The sequence below is a fragment of the Staphylococcus devriesei genome (assembly GCF_002902625.1).
Lineage (GTDB): Bacteria > Bacillota > Bacilli > Staphylococcales > Staphylococcaceae > Staphylococcus > Staphylococcus devriesei.
Map to the genome: position 1 here is coordinate 25438 of NZ_PPRG01000027.1, position 20559 is coordinate 45996.

At 32.5% G+C, this 20559-nt stretch carries 22 protein-coding genes; 5 read left to right on the top strand and 17 right to left on the bottom strand.

Annotated features, from left to right (window positions below; all coding sequences use genetic code 11):
- Positions 1-54: 54 nt before the first annotated feature.
- The 3 genes from CD147_RS04390 to CD147_RS04400 all read right to left on the bottom strand — a co-directional run bounded on the left by CD147_RS04390 (position 55) and on the right by CD147_RS04400 (position 3372).
- Entirely contained in the window at positions 55-1662 is a 1608-nt protein-coding gene (locus tag CD147_RS04390; RefSeq protein ID WP_103166230.1) for a CTP synthase, read from the bottom strand.
- Positions 1663-1857: 195 nt separating this feature from the next.
- Positions 1858-2397 carry a DNA-directed RNA polymerase subunit delta gene (rpoE, locus tag CD147_RS04395; protein ID WP_103166231.1) on the bottom strand — a complete coding sequence of 180 codons (540 nt, stop codon included), beginning with the start codon at positions 2395-2397 and terminating at the stop codon, positions 1858-1860.
- Positions 2398-2511: 114 nt separating this feature from the next.
- On the bottom strand, positions 2512-3372 hold the full coding sequence (locus tag CD147_RS04400; RefSeq protein ID WP_103166232.1) for a GNAT family N-acetyltransferase: 861 nt from the start codon (positions 3370-3372) through the stop codon (positions 2512-2514).
- Between the two features lie 189 nt (positions 3373-3561).
- Here CD147_RS04400 and coaW point away from each other — a divergent pair, with 189 nt between their 5' ends.
- The gene (gene coaW, locus CD147_RS04405) at positions 3562-4362 is read left to right on the top strand and encodes a type II pantothenate kinase (protein WP_103166233.1); all 801 of its coding nucleotides are present in this window, start codon (positions 3562-3564) and stop codon (positions 4360-4362) included.
- 136 nt (positions 4363-4498) lie between these two features.
- Here the strand turns inward: coaW and CD147_RS04410 are convergent, their stop codons facing one another.
- The 3 genes from CD147_RS04410 to CD147_RS04420 form a co-directional block, all read right to left on the bottom strand.
- Positions 4499-5164: a DUF2750 domain-containing protein gene (locus CD147_RS04410; RefSeq protein ID WP_103166234.1), complete on the bottom strand. Its 666-nt coding sequence runs from the start codon at positions 5162-5164 to the stop codon at positions 4499-4501.
- 115 nt (positions 5165-5279) lie between these two features.
- A complete protein-coding gene (gene ldmS / locus CD147_RS04415; RefSeq protein ID WP_103166235.1) occupies positions 5280-6473 on the bottom strand; it encodes an L-aspartate--L-methionine ligase LdmS in 1194 nt (397 codons plus the stop codon).
- Positions 6473-7657: a M20 family metallopeptidase gene (locus CD147_RS04420; protein ID WP_103166236.1), complete on the bottom strand. Its 1185-nt coding sequence runs from the start codon at positions 7655-7657 to the stop codon at positions 6473-6475. The genes ldmS and CD147_RS04420 overlap by 1 nt, the downstream gene beginning before the upstream one ends.
- 294 nt (positions 7658-7951) lie before the next feature.
- Between CD147_RS04420 and CD147_RS04425 the strand changes: the two genes are divergently transcribed.
- The gene (locus CD147_RS04425; RefSeq protein ID WP_103166237.1) at positions 7952-8422 is read left to right on the top strand and encodes an S-ribosylhomocysteine lyase; all 471 of its coding nucleotides are present in this window, start codon (positions 7952-7954) and stop codon (positions 8420-8422) included.
- A 152-nt stretch (positions 8423-8574) separates the two neighbouring features.
- Here the strand turns inward: CD147_RS04425 and CD147_RS04430 are convergent, their stop codons facing one another.
- From CD147_RS04430 to deoC, 4 genes are read right to left on the bottom strand one after another with little or no spacing between them, the layout of a single operon-like run.
- Positions 8575-8916, bottom strand: a complete 342-nt coding sequence (locus CD147_RS04430; protein ID WP_267919645.1) for a DoxX family protein — start codon at positions 8914-8916, stop codon at positions 8575-8577.
- A 5-nt stretch (positions 8917-8921) separates the two neighbouring features.
- A complete protein-coding gene (gene deoB, locus CD147_RS04435) occupies positions 8922-10112 on the bottom strand; it encodes a phosphopentomutase (RefSeq protein WP_103166239.1) in 1191 nt (396 codons plus the stop codon).
- A 12-nt stretch (positions 10113-10124) separates the two neighbouring features.
- The gene (locus CD147_RS04440; protein ID WP_103166240.1) at positions 10125-11426 is read right to left on the bottom strand and encodes a pyrimidine-nucleoside phosphorylase; all 1302 of its coding nucleotides are present in this window, start codon (positions 11424-11426) and stop codon (positions 10125-10127) included.
- Between the two features lie 50 nt (positions 11427-11476).
- Positions 11477-12139 carry a deoxyribose-phosphate aldolase gene (gene deoC, locus CD147_RS04445; protein ID WP_103166241.1) on the bottom strand — a complete coding sequence of 221 codons (663 nt, stop codon included), beginning with the start codon at positions 12137-12139 and terminating at the stop codon, positions 11477-11479.
- 165 nt (positions 12140-12304) lie between these two features.
- Here deoC and deoD point away from each other — a divergent pair, with 165 nt between their 5' ends.
- Positions 12305-13015, top strand: coding sequence for a purine-nucleoside phosphorylase (deoD, locus tag CD147_RS04450; RefSeq protein ID WP_103166242.1), 711 nt, complete (start codon positions 12305-12307; stop codon positions 13013-13015).
- 87 nt (positions 13016-13102) lie between these two features.
- Here deoD and CD147_RS04455 read toward each other — a convergent pair whose 3' ends face one another.
- The 6 genes from CD147_RS04455 to CD147_RS04480 all read right to left on the bottom strand — a co-directional run bounded on the left by CD147_RS04455 (position 13103) and on the right by CD147_RS04480 (position 18227).
- Positions 13103-13543 (bottom strand): Dps family protein, encoded by a 441-nt coding sequence (locus tag CD147_RS04455; RefSeq protein WP_103166243.1) that lies wholly within the window; start codon positions 13541-13543, stop codon positions 13103-13105.
- 237 nt (positions 13544-13780) lie between these two features.
- The gene (locus CD147_RS04460; RefSeq protein WP_103166244.1) at positions 13781-14176 is read right to left on the bottom strand and encodes a thiol-disulfide oxidoreductase DCC family protein; all 396 of its coding nucleotides are present in this window, start codon (positions 14174-14176) and stop codon (positions 13781-13783) included.
- Positions 14177-14300: 124 nt separating this feature from the next.
- Positions 14301-15674, bottom strand: a complete 1374-nt coding sequence (locus CD147_RS04465) for an EVE domain-containing protein (RefSeq protein WP_103166245.1) — start codon at positions 15672-15674, stop codon at positions 14301-14303.
- A 365-nt stretch (positions 15675-16039) separates the two neighbouring features.
- Positions 16040-16273 (bottom strand): hypothetical protein, encoded by a 234-nt coding sequence (locus CD147_RS04470; protein WP_103166246.1) that lies wholly within the window; start codon positions 16271-16273, stop codon positions 16040-16042.
- A gap of 54 nt (positions 16274-16327) precedes the next feature.
- Positions 16328-17260: a type I phosphomannose isomerase catalytic subunit gene (locus CD147_RS04475; RefSeq protein WP_103166247.1), complete on the bottom strand. Its 933-nt coding sequence runs from the start codon at positions 17258-17260 to the stop codon at positions 16328-16330.
- 310 nt (positions 17261-17570) lie between these two features.
- The gene (locus CD147_RS04480; RefSeq protein WP_103166248.1) at positions 17571-18227 is read right to left on the bottom strand and encodes an SDR family oxidoreductase; all 657 of its coding nucleotides are present in this window, start codon (positions 18225-18227) and stop codon (positions 17571-17573) included.
- 146 nt (positions 18228-18373) lie between these two features.
- On the opposite strand from CD147_RS04480, the gene CD147_RS04485 reads away from it, so the two are divergent.
- Both CD147_RS04485 and czrB read left to right on the top strand, forming a co-directional pair.
- On the top strand, positions 18374-18694 hold the full coding sequence (locus CD147_RS04485) for an ArsR/SmtB family transcription factor (protein WP_103166249.1): 321 nt from the start codon (positions 18374-18376) through the stop codon (positions 18692-18694).
- A 1-nt stretch (position 18695) separates the two neighbouring features.
- Positions 18696-19652: a CDF family zinc efflux transporter CzrB gene (gene czrB, locus CD147_RS04490; protein ID WP_103166250.1), complete on the top strand. Its 957-nt coding sequence runs from the start codon at positions 18696-18698 to the stop codon at positions 19650-19652.
- A gap of 55 nt (positions 19653-19707) precedes the next feature.
- On the opposite strand, the gene CD147_RS04495 is transcribed toward czrB, so the two are convergent.
- Positions 19708-20439, bottom strand: coding sequence for a metallophosphoesterase family protein (locus CD147_RS04495; RefSeq protein ID WP_103166251.1), 732 nt, complete (start codon positions 20437-20439; stop codon positions 19708-19710).
- Positions 20440-20559 lie beyond the last annotated feature (120 nt).

Genomic DNA, 20559 nt, shown 5'->3' on the forward strand with positions numbered 1-20559 from the left:
AACATTAGCAGTTTATACATAAATCATAACCGCTTTGTTCCAACCTCTTATATTTTATTTATTTTGATGTTTGTATGCTGCTTCAACAAAAGCTTTAAAAATAGGTTGTGCTCTGTTAGGTCTTGATAAGAACTCTGGATGGAATTGACAAGCTAGATAGAAATCATTTTCAGGAATTTCTACCATTTCAATCAATCGACCATCTGGGCTTGTACCTGAGAAGACCATGCCATTTTCTTCTAATTGTTCTCTGAATTCATTGTTAAATTCATAACGATGACGATGTCTTTCTTCGATACTTGTTTCACCGTAGATACGGTGTGCTAACGTACCCTCTTTAATAGCACAAGGATATAATCCAAGACGTAACGTACCACCTAAATCTTCGATATCTTTCTGTTCAGGAAGTAAGTCTATAATCGGATATGGTGTATTTGAATCTAACTCTGCTGAATGCGCACCTTCTAAACCTAATACATTACGTGCAAATTCAACTGTTGCTAATTGCATACCTAAACAGATACCGAAGTAAGGCACATTATTTTCGCGGGCATATTTTATCGCTGAAATTTTACCTTCACTTGCTCTAAAGCCAAAGCCACCTGGGACTAAAATACCATCAACGTCGCTTAAGTGATCAGCTACATTTTCATCAGTAACTTCACTTGAATCAATCCATTTAACCACTACGTCTTTTTTCAATGGATAACCAGCGTGTTTCAATGATTCAACTACTGATAAATACGCATCTTGTAAGCTGACGTATTTACCTACTAAACCGATAGTAATCGTGCCATCTAATGAATTCACTGTGTCTAATAAATATTGCCATTCATCTAATTGTGTATCATATTTAGCATCTAAATCTAAACGTCTAATCACAATATCATCCATATCTTGAGCGCTTAATTGTAATGGAATTTCATATAAAGAAGATGCATCTCTACACTCAATAACACATTCTTTTTTAATATCACAGAATAACGCAATTTTATCTTTTAAATCTTGAGTCATTTCATATTCTGTACGTACGACAATTAAATCTGGTTGAATACCTAAGCCACGTAATTCTTTAACACTGTGTTGTGTTGGTTTAGTCTTCATTTCACCAGCCGCTTTTATGTATGGTAATAATGTACAATGTACATACATCACATTTTCACGACCAAGGTCACTTCTAATTTGACGAATAGCTTCTATAAATGGTAAAGATTCAATATCTCCAGTTGTGCCACCAATTTCAGTGATAACAACATCGGCATTTGTACTTTCACCAGCTAATAATAAACGCTCTTTAATTTCATTAGTAATGTGTGGGATAACTTGGACTGTTCCCCCTAAATAATCGCCACGACGTTCTTTTTTTAAAACATGTGAGTACACTTTACCAGCTGTAACATTAGAATATTTATTTAAATTAATATCAATAAAACGTTCATAATGTCCTAAGTCTAAATCAGTTTCAGCGCCATCGTCTGTAACAAACACTTCCCCGTGTTGATACGGACTCATTGTACCTGGATCCACGTTTAAATACGGGTCGAATTTTTGAATTGTTACTTTAAGACCTCTATCTTTTAATAATCTTCCTAAAGAAGCGGCAGTAATACCTTTACCTAATGAAGACACTACTCCACCTGTTACAAAAATAAATTTTGTCATTTCTTGACCTCCTAGTTTATAAAGGGATGCTTCCTTGCTCAACAATTATTTACATTTAAAATTTATTAAATAAAAAAATCGCTCCCTCTCACATAACTGTAAGGGGAGCGTATAGAATTTATACACGTGTCCTATTTAAAGGAGCCCGAATAAAATTCTATCATCTTTTTAATAAAAGTCAATCAAAACTAGATTTTAGTTATTAAAATCTTTATCTTCTTCATCGTCATCTAGTTCATCTTCTTCATCATCAAGATCTTCGTCATCTTCTTGAATGACAAGGTCAGATTCAGCAATTTCATCTTCTACTTGCTCATCTTCACTATCATCTAACGTTTCTTGATCATCTGTTTGAGCAGGAATATCGGTATCATCATCCATCTCATCTTCGCCTAATAATTTAAGATTTTTATCTTCTTCGTCTTCGTCATCAAGGATATCAAATTTTTGAATCGTTGGTGCGATTTTTTCTTCAATATCATCAACTGAATACCAATCACGTAATCCCCATTGATTCTCTCCAACGTTTAAAAAGCGTCCATCAGTATTTAAATCTGTGTAGAATTGAACCACACGGTTTTCAATTTCTTCGTATTCATAATGACCAAGGTTTCTAAATTCATCGATAATATCGTATAAATTCATTGTAGTGCCTTTATCATTTAATAAAGTATAAGCCATGTCGATAAATGATTTCTCATCGACCATTTCTTTAGTATAATCTTGGATCTTCATTATATTTATACTTCCTTTCAAAGGATTTTCTTAATACATCGCTAATTTTCATTAATTAATAATAACAAAGATAAATTATAAAGGACAATAGATGATTTCGCAATTGCTATTACATTAGTAATTTAGATATTTTTCAAAAATTATTAAATCATCTGATTGATCTATTTCTACAAATCCACTGTTACTACATAATGATTTAAGCTCATTATTTTCACCAAATAATGTGATGCTTAATGTATTTACTTGTTTAAAATGTTTGCGTACATATGTAGCTAATTGTCTTAACGCGCTTTCAGCAATGCCTTCTTTTCGTTGTTCTTTATAAACTTCAATTGCTGCTATATTAACATTGTTACCATGTTGTTCAAGTGCAATAAATCCTACTTTGTTGTTGTCTTTTAATAAATCAACAATATTGTAAAACGCAATGCTAGAATGCGTATTCCTTACTAATCGCAATGAAGATACATGTTTCAAATCTAAATCTAAATAATATAAACGTTCTTTACCTATTGGTCCTTCTTCTTTTGTAGCTGCGTGCATAAAACCCGCACGTTCATATACATTCCAAGCACCTTTATTTTCAGCATCTACTACTAAATATAAATGATTGATTTCCGGAAAGACTTCTTGCACATATTGCGGTAAATGCATCATCATAGTAGTTCCATAGCCATTTCCTTGAAACTTCTCATTAATAGATAGCGATCTTACATAGACGACATTTTCGGGTGTATCATACCCTTCATGTTGATAATATTGATGTAGTACAAAGAAACCTACTACGTCCCCTTCTTCATTAATTGCAATATTAGCAATTCTATTTTCATCATTAAGCGCTTCCTCTAAAACTGACTTAGGTAATGATGAATATACTTGTTGTCGCTCACTTAATTTGAAATCTAAAACATCTTGTCTATACCGTTCTTCAAATTCTTGAATAGTAATATTATCATATTGTTGATTTACAGTCATAAAAGTTATCCCCTATACTTTTAAAGTTATTTAGTAATATTATAATTGTTTTTTTACACTTATCAAATTATAATTCACTCATAATAAATCTTGTATGAAAAAAATTCTGCTTTTTAAAATTAATCTATTGTAATTCAATCAATTTCCTTTACTATAAATATGACATATAAAATCTAGAGGTGAATAAGAATGAAAGTCGGTATTGACGCGGGAGGCACTTTAATAAAAATTGTGCAAGAATCTAAAAATGAACGTACGTACCATACTGAATTAACTACTGATATACATAAAGTTATTAAATGGTTAAATGAAAGCTCTTTTGAATCAATCAGCTTAACAGGAGGCAACGCAGGCGTTATTGCTGAAAATCTTAACACAACCACTAACACATTTGTAGAGTTTGATGCCTCATCGAAAGGTTTAAGTATATTACTTAAAGAGCAAGGACATGATATCACTGATTATATCTTTGCTAATGTAGGGACCGGTACTTCTTTACATTTCTTTGACGGTAAGCAACAACGTCGTGTCGGAGGAATTGGCACTGGTGGGGGCATGATCCAAGGACTTGGTTTCCTTCTTACTCAAATATCAAATTACGAAGACTTAACAAACTTAGCACAATCTGGCGATAGAGATGCCATTGATTTAAAAGTAAAACATATTTATAAAGATACTGAACCACCTATCCCTGGTGAACTAACTGCAGCTAACTTCGGAAATGTACTCCATCATTTAGATGTTGAGTTTACAGCAGCCAATAAATTAGCCTCTGTAGTTGGTGTGGTCGGAGAAGTTATTACAACTATGGCTATCACCGTCGCCCGTGAAAATAACACTGAGAACGTTGTATATATTGGCTCATCTTTCAACAATAACCCGTTACTACGTGAAGTGATTGAAGATTATACAGTATTAAGAGGATTTAAACCATTCTATATTGAAAATGGCGCATTTTCTGGTGCGTTAGGTGCTATTTATTTAAGTTAAATTCAAACTAACTTATCACGTGTAACTAAGGTTAAGTAACTAAAGTTAAGTAGCATCTATTTCATATTCTATTACAAACTAAAATAAACTGGGGCACTTCATATGAAGTGTCCCAGTTTATTTTAATAATATACTCTTAAAAAGTAAGTTCATCAGAAAGTCTTTGAGCTGAAATCACTGTCCCTACAACTCCAGGTTTTAAATCAATGGCTACTGCTTGATCATTATCACGTAATTTATCGAGCCAGTCACTAAACACACCACCTTCAATTTCAATTAATTCACATTCTTCGAAGTCTTGATCACGTACTTTACGAGCACGACTTTTCAAACTCCAAACTGGCATAATATGAGGTTTTTGATGTTTATCATCACTAATTAAGATGAAATGTTTCTCTCCATGACGTGTTAAACCAAATACTTGGTCCTCTTTAGCTACATCTTTTACAAATTCCTTAGTTCGAATCTTATCAAGTTCAGACATTAATTGGTCACTCATGCCTACTACATTAACAAGTGCTCCATTTTCTTCAGAAGTTGAATTAATAATAATTTGATCATTCTCATCAAATATATCGTCTAATTCATAGGTTACAAAAGTGTCAATATCGATTTCAATTATTCGATCATATGAAATCTCTGAATTATTCAAATAACTTTCTGCCTGTTCTTTTTGAGTCCAAACGGCTATATACGTATTATCTTTCGCTTGAAGACGTACTAACTTTTTATTCTTACTCGCTACATAAATGACCTCATTGATTAATATATCTCTAAAGTAGTCAGTATTTCTATAAGACATGTTCAACCCTCTATTCCTGTATTTTTATCACTTAAAATACTAAATTAATAACTATTTGTCGTCAAATGAATTATACAGGATAGCAAAGCACTAACAATTATGTTCTTCTTTAATACTAGTTATTTTTAAATTCCGAAATAAACGCTTTCTCTAACTGTTCAACTTCTTCTTTCGAATTAGCATGCCATATACACCCAAAACGAGAGTTAACTTCATTCTTGCCATACCAATCTCCATCATAATAAGAAAGCGGATAGAGTACTCCCTGTTTTACATATTTAAGAATGGTATTAAAGAATTTCTCATTATCTCCTTTTGAAAAGTAACTATAAAACTTTTGATAATTTGGATTTAGTTCATCTTGTAGTAGCAACATACTAGTTGAACCATTTTGCCTAAAGTTTAAATCAATTGCAAACACTTCACCGTGTTCATCTAATAATAAATCAAAACCTGCAACACCAAAGAATCCTAATTTAACACCATTTTCCATGATTTCTCTGCCAGCATCTATTACGTGTTGTGGAACATCATGAACGTTTTCATTTCCAGCGTAAAATCCATATTCATCCGTAATTTGATGAGCCGTACCTAAATATTTAATTCCAATCTCTTCAGAATATGCGTATTGCACGCAAAAATTTTTAACCGCTTCAATTTTTTGTTCAATAATCAAGTTATCCGTTGCATCACTAGCTTCGAATATTCGCTGTGTAGCATTTTCTAAATCTTCTTCATTATAGCAAATCATCACGCCGTAGCCGCCTGCGGTAGGTAAGTCATCTCCTGGCTTAATGACAAATGGAAATGACCAATCTTTAACACGTGCCTTAAAATCATTAATTGAAACTATTTCCCGTTCTGGTAAGTATTTATGATTTGTCCATTCCGGGATACGCGCTTTATTATTTAAAGCAACAAATACCTCTTTATCTACAGCGTAACAGTCATCAGTTATTATATCTTCACTATGAATATATTGAAAATATATTTTTTTCTTCTCTTTATTAACAATTTGATTAAAGGCTTCTTCATATGTTTCTCGATCATGAAATTTATATATATGGCTTGGAATTGATTTTCCTACAATTTCAAATAATTGTTGCAATCTATCAGTAATACTTGCTTCATGCACAATCATAGGCATTTTATTTGAGATAATCATTTCACGGCCCGTTAAAAAGTTCGACTGGTGTTCTTCTGGTTTCAGCCAAGGATTAGAGACGTATGAAGGTCTTGAATTATAAACTATTGTCTCATCATATAAATCACTTAAGGTTAACGTTGATTTTTTTGAGTTTTCTGTCATTATTTTGTTTGCCCCTTTATATGAGAATGTTGTTGAACGATCTCATCAAACAATCCCTTATTTTCAATTAATTCCAATCCCATTAAAGCAATGATTTTAGCGCCGCGAATTAAAGCTTGGTCACCGTGTACACTAGCAGCTGCTTCTCTAAAACGGTGTGTATGACCAACTAAGTTTCTAGAACCAATCTTCACATGTGGGTGGATAGTAGGTACTATATGACTGACGTTACCCGTATCTGTAGAGCCAAAACCAAAATCATCATGACTCACTTCTTCGCCGACACTTTTTGCATATTTTTCAAAAAGTTCATCAAGTTTAGGTGTTTTTATAAATTCATTAACCCCATTTTGAATTGGTCCAAATTCATAGTCACACCCTGTTTGAATTGCTGCACCTCTAGCAATTTGGTTTACTTTTTCCGTTAAAACATCTAATTCTTTACGCGATGTTGCACGCGTATAAAATCTAGCATGTGTAAAATCTGGAATAATATTTGCTGCTTTACCACCGTCTAAGATAACCCCGTGGACTCTTTGGTCTTTTTTAATATGCTGTCTGAGTTGAGCTACGCCATTGAAATAAGAAATCATAGCATCTAATGCGTTTAATGCTTCGTCAGCATTTTCAGACGCATGAGCGCTCTTACCATAAAATTTAATATCTAAGACATCTACGGCCAACGTGTTAATAGTAGGATATGTTTCATTACCTGGATGTATCATTAAAGCTACGTCTATATCATCGATGACACCTGCTTTAACATAGGAAGCTTTCGCACTACCATTTTCCCCACCTTCTTCAGCTGGGCATCCAAGAACTACGATCTTGCCTCCAACATTATCAACGACTTGCTTTAACGCGATGCCAGCCATAACACTAGCTGTTCCAATAATATTGTGACCGCAAGCATGTCCTAAACCTGGTAATGCATCGTATTCAGCTAAATAGCCGATAGTAGGCCCTTCTTTTTCTGAATTATACGTTGCTATAAATCCTGTCGCATGACCAGCTATATCACTTTCAATATTAAAGTCATTCTCTTTTAATTTATCTATTAAAGTTCTTGATGCAAAAATTTCTTCGTTCCCTAACTCGGGGCGTTCATGTATACGATGACTAATTTCAACATAATCATACTTTTTATTTTCAATATAATCTAAAATCCCTTGTGTATTGCTCATAAATCATAACTCCCTTTTACACTCATTAACTAATCTTACTTTCAAAAATTAGGTTGTCTTAGCCATTCGTCAAATTATCCAAAATTAATTATTACCTATTTTATCGGATTTAAAAGAGGTTGTCATTAAATTTCGTCTTATTTACAAAATTTTCTAACAATAATTTATCTACCCGGTTTATCCTCTTTTAACTCGATATTTTAAATTGTGAAAAATTGTAAATAAATAAAACTCTTGTTACAATCAATTTATTGATTTAGCATAGAGTTAGGAGCTATCTAAGGAGGATGTCTTATGACAAAAATGAACGTTGAAAGTTTTAATTTAGATCATACTAAAGTAGTGGCACCATTTGTACGATTAGCGGGCACAATGGAAGGTTTAAATGGCGATGTTATTAAAAAATACGATATTCGCTTTAAACAACCAAATAAAGAACATATGGAAATGCCAGGGTTACATTCACTTGAACATTTAATGGCTGAAAATATTAGAAATCATACTGATAAAGTAGTTGATTTAAGTCCTATGGGTTGTCAGACAGGTTTCTATGTTTCATTTATCAATCATGATAATTATGATGAAGTATTAGATATTATTGAAAAAACATTAAACGATGTTTTACAAGCTACTGAAGTACCAGCTTGTAATGAAGTTCAATGTGGATGGGCAGCTAGCCATTCTCTAGAAGGTGCAAAAGAAATTGCACAAGAATTCTTAAATAAGCGTAACCAATGGAATGATATCTTTGGTGATAATAAATAATCTCACTGTTTAACACGCTATATGCAAGTAAATTGGAGGTAATCCATAAAAAACTCGAAGACGATTTCTCACTGTAACAATGAAATCGTCTTCGAGTTTTTTACATTCTATATTTTATGTGATTCGTTTAAGTCTACGTTAAACCTACAAGATTATAATTTTTTAATTAGACCCATTAATACAAATTGCATAGGTAATCTTAAGTACAATGCCCACTTGGGAACTTGTTTATCACCTAACGGTAATTCTTTACGCGCCATATAAATGTTAGCTGGGAACACTGCGAGTAGGAATAGATTCATTCCTTTTTTCAACCAACTAGCAGGACGTTTAACGAGCAACATCGCTCCAAAGAATATTTCAAATACACCTGTAACTAGGACAGCTGTTTTTTGTAATGGTAAATAATCTGGCACAATATTTCTAAATTGACGCTCATTAGTAAAATGAAGCACACCTGCTGTACCAAAACCTAAACCAAGTATATATCTCATTAATTTCACTTATGCTCAACTCCCATTTCTTTTAGATAACTTTTACCAAATTCTGGTAATTCCACGTTGAAATTATCAGCTATTGTAGCTCCAATTGAGCTAAAAGTAGTATCTCCTGATAGTTCATGATAATCTTTAATTTTCGGACTGAACATTAGGACAGGGATGTACTCTCTTGTATGATCGGTACCATCTGCAATTGGATCGTTACCATGATCTGCAGTAATGATTACTAAATCATCTTCTTGAAGGTTATCGATTAATTCTGGTAAACGTTCGTCAAAATCTTTAATAGCTTGAGCATAGCCTTCTTTATCACGTCGATGACCATATAATGCGTCAAAATCTACTAAATTTAAGAAGCTGATGCCGCTAAAGTCCTTTTTAACCACATTAATAAGTTGATCCATGCCGTCCATATTACTTTTTGTACGAATTGCTTCAGTGACACCTTCACCATCATAAATATCATTAATTTTACCAATAGCAATGACGTCATAATCATTATCTTTTAACGTATTCATAACAGTTTTACCGAATGGTTTTAAAGCATAATCGTGTCTATTAGATGTACGCGTGAAATTTCCAGGTTCACCAACATATGGTCGAGCAATGACACGTCCGATTAAATATTTAGGATCTTTCGTTAATTCGCGGACTTTTTCGCAAATATCATAAAGCTCTTCTAGCGGAATGATTTCTTCATGTGCCGCAATTTGTAGAACTGGATCAGCACTAGTGTATACAATTAAATCGCCAGTCTTCATTTGATGTTCACCTAGTTCATCAATAATTGCTGTTCCTGAGGCTGGTTTATTTGCAACTACTTTACGACCAGTTATCTCTTCAATTTCTTGAATTAATTCGTCTGGGAAACCGTTTGGATAAACCTTAAATGGTTGCATGATATTTAAACCCATAATTTCCCAATGCCCAGTCATTGTATCTTTCCCTACTGAAGCTTCACTTAATTTAGTATAGAATGCCCCAGGTTGGTCAACTTTCTTAACTACTGGTAATTCTTCAATATTGCCCAATCCTAAACGTTCTAAATTAGGCAAGTCTTGTTTAAAGCCTTCTAATGTGTGTTTTAAAGTATGTGAACCCTCATCATTAAAAGCTGCTGCGTCTGGGCCTTCACCAATACCTACTGAGTCCATAACAATTAAATGCACTCTTTTAAATGGTGTAGTCATATTTACCCGCTCCTACTCTGTAATAATTTTATGAATTAACGTCGGTGCTTCACTGTGTTCTTGTATAGTAATACTTTGGTCAAGTTTATCGATAACATCATCCACATTTTGACGATTACTATGAATAGTTAGTAAGGGCTCTCCAATCTGAACCGTGTCACCAACTTTTTTATGCAACACAATACCTACACTTAAATCAATCTCATCTTCTTTTGTTTGTCTTCCAGCACCTAACATCATTGAGGCAACGCCAATTTCATTGGCAATTAATTCAGATACGACACCATTTGATTTTGCTTTATACTCAATTTTATATTGAGCAGTTGGTAATTTATCAGGATCGTCTACTACTGTTGCATCGCCACCTTGTTGTTCTAAGAAGACTTTAAATTTAGCTAAAGCTGAGCCGTCTTTTATTGCATTTAATAATAATTGGCGTGCTTCATCTAATGTTTTAGCTTGTTTAGCAAGTACAACCATTTGTGAACCAAGTGTTAAGACCAATTCAGTTAAATCTTCTGGCCCTTCACCTTTAAGTGTATCAATAGCTTCTTTTAATTCTAATGCATTGCCTATAGCACGACCAAGTGGTTGGCTCATATCTGAAATAATCGCCATTGTGTTTCTACCAACATTGTTGCCGATACTTACCATAGCGTGTGCTAGATTTTCAGCATCTTCCAATGTTTTCATAAAGGCGCCATTACCTGTTTTAACATCTAAAACAATTGCGTCTGCACCAGCAGCAATTTTTTTACTCATAATAGATGAAGCGATTAATGGAATTGAATTTACTGTTCCAGTGACATCTCTTAAAGCGTATAACTTTTTATCTGCCGGTGTTAAATTTCCAGATTGACCTATCACAGCAACTTGATTTTCATTAACTAGTTTGACAAACTCATCTTCAGAAATTTCAACGTGAAAACCTTTAATAGATTCAAGTTTATCAATCGTACCACCTGTATGACCTAGACCTCGGCCACTCATTTTCGCAACTGGAACGCCAACCGCTGCAACTAACGGAGCTAACACAAGCGTTGTCGTATCACCTACACCGCCAGTTGAATGTTTATCTACTTTGATTCCATTAATAAGTGATAAATCAATGACATCGCCTGAATTTACCATAGCCATAGTCAGATTAGCACGTTCTTCTTCATTCATATCTTGGAAATATATTGCCATTGCTAAACTAGAAGCTTGATAATCTGGAATATCTCCCTTTGTATAACCATTAATGAAAAATTCTATTTCCTCTTGCGTGAGTGCTTTACCGTCGCGTTTCTTTTCAATAACATCTACCATTCTCATAACTCTGAACCCCTCTCGATTTAAAAGTTATTTCAACTGCTGTGATAAGGTTAATAGTCGGAGTTAGATTCTAACCCTTGAATAATTTGTACGCCAGCGCTAGCACCAATACGTGTAGCCCCTGCTTCAATCATTTTACTAAAATCTTCAAGATTACGGACTCCTCCAGATGCTTTAACTTCTAGTTCATTTCCCACTGTGTCTTTCATTAATTTCACATCTTCTGGCGTAGCTCCCCCACCAGCAAATCCAGTAGATGTTTTCACGAAGTCAGCGCCTGCCGCTTTTGCAAGTTCACAAGCTTTAACTTTTTCTTCATCAGTAAGTAAAACTGTTTCGATAATTACTTTTACAGTTTTACCATTAGCAGCGCCTACCACGCCTTCGATATCTTTTTGAACGTCTTCATATCTTCCATCCTTAAGCGCACCTACATTGATTACCATATCTATTTCAGAAGCACCATTCTTAATAGCATCTTCAGTTTCAAATATTTTAACTTCCGTAGTAGTTGCCCCTAATGGAAATCCAATAACTGTACATACTAAAACATCTGAATCTTTTAATTCTTTAGCAACGTACATTACATGTGTCGGATTAACACAAACCGACTTAAAACCATATTCCTTAGCCTCATCAACAATTTTAGTAATTTGTTCGCGTGTAGACTCAGGCTTTAATAACGTGTGATCAATCAATTTTGCATAATTCATTATAGAGTCCTCCAATATGTTGTTTAAATGTAATAAAATTCAACTTTAAACTATTTTATATTTAATTTTAATATAGTCCTTTCACTTATATAGTACAAAAATTCGCAAAAAAGTTAAACAAATGTTATCTTAATTTTAAATATGAATGTTAAGGAGAAGATTTTTATGACAAATGGCACACCTCATATTCAACCTAATGGAACAAAAATTGCAAAGACAGTTTTAATGCCTGGAGATCCATTACGTGCTAAGCATATCGCCGAAAACTTTTTAGAAAACGTTGAACAGTTTAATGAAGTTCGAAATATGTTTGGTTACACTGGGACATATAAAGGTAAAGAAATTTCAGTAATGGGTTCAGGAATGGGTATCCCAAGTATTGGAATCTATTCGTATGAATTGTATAATTTCTTTGATGTAGAGACGATTATCCGTGTGGGTTCATGTGGCGCATTACAAAAAGATGTTAATTTATATGATGTAATTATTGCTCAAGCCGCTTCAACTAACTCTAATTATGTCGAACAATTTAATATTCCTGGTCATTTTGCACCTATTGCTGACTTTGAGTTAATCACTAAAGCTAAAAAAGTTGCTGATGAAATCGGGGCAGTGAGTCACGTTGGTAATGTATTATCTTCAGATACTTTCTACAATGCTGATGCAACCTTCAATGATAGTTGGCATAAAATGGGCATCTTAGGTATCGAGATGGAATCAGCTGGTTTATATCTAAACGCGCTTAATGCAGGTAAAAAAGCGCTAGGCGTGTTTACAGTAAGTGATCACATTTTAAGAGATGAAGCGACATCTGCCGAAGAACGTCAAACTTCTTTCACTCAAATGATGGAAATTGCTTTAGAAATAGCTGATTAAAAATATCATTAAATAAAAAGAAATATCAAAAAGGTCGGACAAAATTTTGTCCGACCTTTTAATATCACTAGATATAACTAGCTATTATTAAACTAAATATGATTTAAACATCCAGTTGTGTTTATCTACTGATGTTTGCATTCCAATGAACATATCTTCAGATACATCATCTTTTGCTTCACCAGCTACTTCAATAGCAGTTTCTAATTGTTTAGAAATATTTGTTAAGTCTTTTGAAAATTCTTCAACCATTTGTTCGGCAGTATAATTTTTTCCTGCTTCTTCAACGATAGAAATTTCTAAACTTTCTTTTAAAGTACCAACTGGGTTACCACCCATTGCTAAAATACGTTCAGCTAAGTCATCGATATATTGGCTTGCTTCATTATATAATTCTTCAAATTTTTCGTGTAAAGAGAAGAAATTAGGCCCTTTAACATACCAATGGAAATTGTGTAATTTGGTAAATGCTACTATCCAGTTTGCAACTTGTTGATTTAATTCTTTTACTACATCTTGTTGAGTCATATTATTCGCTCCTTAAAATAGGTTGTTTCTCTTATTTATATTATTCATTATATTATAATTATTATAATCTGTAAACGGAAATGCACGTTTTTAATTTATAATAACTATAATCTAAATAATTACTTATTACCGTTCTAAACCGTTACATGAATATCGCAATTAACTATTTTTTCAATAATAACTTTTTATTATCAATAAATGTAAAATATGTTATCAATTACTTTGTTATTTTATCAATTAACGCCGGTCATCATCAATGAAGAAAGATTTTTCATATTCATTAGGTTGATGCCAATGCGTTTTCCACATTCTATTACGGTTATCAGCAAATAAATTATAAAAGAAGTCTCTAATTGGACGCGGTACAATTTTAATTAGCATACCTAACCATTTATAATTTGGTAGGGTATTAATCAATGTAGCTATTGCAGTTGATTTATATTCTAAATGATTCCCTTTTTGTAAGATGACGCTATTTTTATTTTTAGCCTCTGGATATTGCTCAAAGAAGTTTTGCGCAGTTTGACCTTTTAAGGTTGCAATTTCATAACTTTTTGGTAATCCATGTTGAATTAACCAAATACAACAGTTATAACAATACACACAATTTCCGTCATAATAGATAATTGGCATTCGGTGTCACCTTCCTATATATTTCTTGTATATACGTTATATTCCTTTTAACCTATTCTTCTAAACACAAAAACACTACCATAAGTCACAATACTATGACTTTTGATAGTGCTTGATATATACATTAATTATGTTTTACCTTTACAATACGTGTATATTTTAAAAATTGTTCTGAATATTTTCCTTTAATATCTTCGAGAGAATCATATGTTACGCCTATAATATGCCAGTTAGGATTAAAATGATAATAAGAATCTTTTTCGCGTGACCATTTAACCATATTGCCTTCTTTATTATATCTTGGCAATGTAACTTCGTATCCTTCTAAAACATTAATATAGGTTTGAAAAACATCTGGATCGATTCTATTGAAGTTATCGATAACTAAATAACTTTTATCATTTTTAGGCATTAATTGTGTAATGAATCCTTCACGATAATAAAGCGCTCCAGCCTCATTTGGTAGGTATTTACCATATAACATGTCTTCTGTAAAATCAGGATGTCCTGTAGTGATGACTGGATTGGCATTAGTTTTTTGTAATAAATTACTTGCTGCTTTTAGTCCTTCTTCTCGTTTATCTACCACTAATAAAATAAAAGGTTTAATGGTTTCCTCATTGTCCTGTGAGACAAGTTCTGATTTATTAATTGTTTCAAACGGAGATTTAACGCCATCATTTTCACTCATATCGAGAATTGCATCATATTGAGTCTGACTCAAACTAGCAATTGCTTGTTTTGCATTTTCTTGTAAAAAATATAAATTTTTCAGTTTGGGGTGTTTATTTAATGAACCTAATGTGACGGGAGTAATATCTTTATCGTAGTAAATTTCAATTGCAGTACTATTTGTACGCCCAGCAACAGGTGGTTTTTCATGTATATGACGTGATACCTCTCCAATACCTACGACAGATTGCTCATTATTTTTATTATAGAAAATAAGGTTATCACCCACTTCTAATTGATTATAGAAATGATAGCCATTACGCTTTATACCATTATAGGTATGAGTGTAAATAGTATAATGTTCCTTAGGTTCAAAATCTTCACTTTCAGATAAGAAGAAGTAACGTGGAAGTTTTTTCTCGCCTTTACCTAGAGCAACGATAAGCTCAAATTCTTCATGAGTAAGTTGATTAATTAACGTTTCACGCATATTGTTCATACGAAAATCTAATACTTCACTCCTTTTTAGATAATCAGTTGTTAATGGTTTTAATAAGTCATTAAATTTAAATTCAACTCTGATTTTATTTTGTGCACCAGTTTGTACACTAGTAATTTCCCCGAGGCCTAGTAATCCAGTATCTGTTTGGACTTGATAAAATATAACTTGATCGCCGGTTTTAGCTTTTTTAAAAGCACGAAAGCCTTGAGTAGGATTAAATTGGGCTCCTGATTCAAATAATGTTGTTTGTCCTACTAAAGGTTCGTTGTGGTTCCATCTTGTATAACCACAGTTGAGCCAAAAGTAATTCACTTCTTCTACCATAGTAAATCTCCTTTTAAATTCTTAATTAAAGACTAATTCGAATATGTATAGTGAGGTTAGACTAACAGATTTAAAATTGAGCAAAACTAGTGAAGAATATATTTATTCTTATAGTTATCTCAACATAGGAAATATCTTAGAATGTTATCGATTTTGTCCACCTAAAATTTAATAAGTTATGCTTTAAATGTTAACATATCAATGCTAGATTAGCTTTTATTTTTCTACTTATTCTATCATATTTTTTAGACACTTTTATTCTTATTTTTTAATAATTTTATTGATTTCAGTTTTTAGAAAAAAATAGAACAAGTCTTTATAATTCACTTTAGTTCTAAGCTAATTATGAACACTTGTTCTAAATATTATTGTTGGGAGACTAGTAAACTTCCTAACAAAGGCATTAAATTTATCATAATACCTCCAAGTTTAAGTAGCCCACTTATGTCTTTGTCTTTAAAAGTGATTATAACACTTATCATACCAATAATTGAAACTAATCGTGGAATAAAGGGTGTCGGATATTGTGGCATATTGAAGAAAATTCCCGCCCCAGCAATGACACCACAAACTAAAGATATATATAGAAATTGCTTCATTTGTGACACTCCTAAACTATCATGTTACTACACTACTTATTTTTTAACTTCCTCTTAAATGTAGCTAATAATTAAGGTGAAATCTCCTTCGAACACACTATCTAAATCTTCAGATGTTAGAATAAAATTCGATCCTTTTTCAATCTTGAAAATTTCGCCATCCGTAATGATATGACCTTCGCCTTCTAAAACGGAGACTAAACAAAATTCTCTAGGTTTCATATAATTTAAGGTTCCATTTATTTCCCACTTAACCATAGTAAAAAAGTCATTTGATACGATATGACTACATTTATGGTTTTCGATAATCTCATTTTCAGGACTTATATTAGGTATATCCGCTGTAAATTGAATGACATCTAACGCCTTATCGATATCGAGTGAAGGATTGTCACTACGTTGACGCTCATAATCATATAATCTATAGGATATATCTGACGACTGCATCGTTTCATAAACCATTACGCCAGCACCAATTGAATGAATCGTTCCAGCAGGTATAAAATAAAATTCGCCTGGCTTCACTTTAATGGTCCTTAATGATTGCAATAAATTGTCTTGATCAAGTTGCTGTTGTAAGTCTTCTCTATTATCGATAGACGTTCCCATGATAATTTCAGCATCTTCTTGCGCATCAATAATATACCAACATTCTGACTTACCATATTGGCCACTTTCATATTCATATGCATAAGAGTCATCTGGATGAACATGAATAGATAATGGTTCATTGGCATCGACTATTTTGCATAATAAAGGAAAGTCTTTACTTGGAAAATCACCAAACAATTCTCTATGATCTTGCCACACTTGATCAAGCGTTTGGCCAGCATAGCTACCATTAGTAATAATATTTCTTCCATTAGGGTGCACTGATATCCCCCAACATTCTCCAGTATGTTGGCTTGGTATATCATAATTAAATCGAGTTAATTTGTTACCGCCCCAAATTTTTTCATGAAAAATAGGCTTTAAAAATAACGGCATAGTTGCACCCCCTGAAACCGGTTATAGCTTTATTCTCTATTTTTAAAGTTTATTTAAAATCTTCAACTTAAGTATGTATTAAATAACGTTACTTTCTTACTTATCACTTAAATACTGACAATCTGTATTTTAGCTCTAAAAAAATATAAGAATTATTTACAAATAAAATTTCTCATAACATTATTCTATCAATTTTTATATCGTATTAATAGAAACTATTTTTATAATAACAAGAAAGCGGAACAGAAATCTAATATGAGTACTTAGATTTCTTGGTTCCGCCTTAGCTTATATCATATAAATTATTAAATTATTCAAATCGTGATAGTGCGTCTTGAACCGTATATTCACCAGCTACAACTTGGAATTCTTGGTTCTGATATTTATCTTTTGTAGTGACAATTTGTTTTAAAACACTAGCAACATCTTCTCTAGGAATTGCTCCTCTACCTTCGAAATAAAGGTCCGCTTCAATTTTTCCTGTACCTTCTTCATCTTGTAGCATACCTGGGTGCACAATAGTATATGTTAGATTTGATTCTCTTAAATGATTATCGGCATAATGTTTTGCAATAGTGTAAGGTTTTAAATCACCACTTGCATCAAATGCTTCACGTCTTGAATCATAAGTTGATACCATGACAAAGTGATTTACATTAGCTTTTTTACTTGCTTCAATTGCTTTTACTGCTCCATCTAAATCAACAATAATTGTTTTGTCAGCACCAGTACTACCGCCAGAACCTACTGAAAAGATAACTTTATCGAAATCATTGAATTTTTTAGCTAAGTCTTCAATTCCATCAGTTTCAACGTCAATTAATGTCGCTTTGATATCTTGGCTTTTTAACTGTTCTACTTGCTCTTCTTTACGCACGCCTGCAGTAAAATTAACGTTGTCGGCTTTTAATTGATTAACTAATTTAGAACCTACGCCGCCATTAGCACCTATTACTAATATACTCATAATATAATGACCTCCTCATTTTTATCCTAATGATTAAATACCACATTTAAATTCTCTTAAACTCTACTAATCTCTTTGACATACTGAGAAAGTTATTATATATTAATACATGAAAATATATTCATATATTAATGAAAGGGCTAACTATGACACATCATTTTCCAGAACAAATAGAAGATCAAACATTAATACATGTAACTGAAATTTTTAAAGCATTAAGTGATTATAATAGATTAAGAATTGTGGAATTTTTACAATATGGCGAAGCAAGTGTGGGTCATATTACTCATTCTCTAAATTTAACTCAGTCGAATGTATCTCATCAACTTAAGATATTAAAGCAAGCACAAATTGTAAAGTCATCAAGACAGGGCCAATCTATGATTTATTCTATTGATGATACATACATTTCTAATTTATTTAAACAAGCTATTTCTCATTCTACACATCTAAGAGGTGAACATTAATATGACTAATCATTCCCATTCACATGCACATCATCACGTGCATATAAATAACAAAAAAACATTAGCAATTTCTTTTACTATTATCGGTTTATTTATGATTGTTGAAATAATTGGGGGCTTCATTGCTAACAGCTTAGCATTATTATCTGATGGTCTTCATATGTTTAGCGATACCATTTCACTTGGTGTCGCGTTAATTGCTTTTATGTATGCTGAAAGAAATGCGACGACAACTAAAACATTTGGGTATAAACGTTTTGAGATACTTGCCGCCCTCTTTAATGGTGTCACATTATTTGTTATCAGTATCATTATTATTATTGAAGCGATTAAACGATTCTTTGTTCCTTCTGAAGTACAATCTACTGAAATGTTTATTATTAGCGTTATCGGATTAGTGGTTAATATTATTGTTGCATTTATAATGTTTAGAGGGGGAGACACCTCTCATAATTTAAATATGCGTGGTGCTTTTATTCACGTACTTGGTGATTTATTAGGTTCTATGGGCGCAATTATTGCAGCTTTATTAATTTGGGGTTTCAATTTTACAATAGCCGATCCAATTGCTAGCATACTTGTATCTCTTTTAATTTTGAAAAGTGCTTACGGCATTACAATGTCATCTTTAAATATTTTAATGGAAGGTACACCAGCAGACATCGATTTAGACAGAATTATAAATGCGATTATGAATTATAAAGAAATTCAAAATGTACATGATTATCATGTTTGGACTATTTCTAATGACATGAATGCTCTAAGTTGTCATGCGGTCGTTAGTCCGGGACTCACTGTTGATAAATGCGAACAAATTTTAGAATCTATTGAACATGATTTGCTCCATTTAAATATTCAACATATGACAATCCAACTTGAAACACCTAAACATAATCATGATGAATCTATTTTATGTTCAGGCGTTCATCACCATCATGACGATCATCATCATCACTAAAGTGATAACAATAAAGCCGATTGGAGTATCTACGCTCCAATCGGCTACACTTATATTATAAGAAATTATCAAAGATAAATTGTTTTGCTGGTACTTGCTTTTCTTCAAATCCTTGAAGGTATTCCTCATTGTCATACGGGAGTTTTACCCTTTCTACTGAGCAACCATTTTCAGTGATGGTAACTATGCCATATATTGCATTAGCACCATTGTTAAGTCCTACAGCACCTGGATTAAAATAAATTGTTTCATTGTCATCGTATAAATGGAGTTGATGATTATGTCCAAAAGCAATTAAATCTGCCTCTTTATCTTTAAATAATTCAATAATCGCTTCCTTACTATTGCTAGCAATTGAACTGAACGGTTGATTTTCAATTCCACTATCTAATTTATCATTTTCAATTTCATAATGAATAAATAATATTTTTTTACCACAGATTGTTTTTTCAATATACCTTGGAAGAAGATTAATTTGGTCATAATAGTCTTCATCCATATGACTTTCAATCCATTGATGATGCTCGTAGAATTTATCTTTTAAATCTTGAGGGTAAGGAGTGTCATTAACGATTGACATGACTGCTTCATCATGATTTCCAGCAATAATTTCCATATCATCACGATCAAAAATTAAATCTAACACTTTGTTTGTCTCATGACCAATTCCGATATTGTCCCCTAAGTTATAAATTTTATCGATATCTTCTCTATTATCAATATCTTCTAAAACGGTTTGTAACGCATCAAAATTACCATGTACATCTGTTATAATCGCAAATTTCATGATGATGCCTCCTTTCAAATTTTAGTCATTAGCATATTTTAACACTTAATTCATCAATATGTTAGATATTGTTTTAAAAAAATCATAAATTTTGATATTGTATTTATATTACAGAAAAGG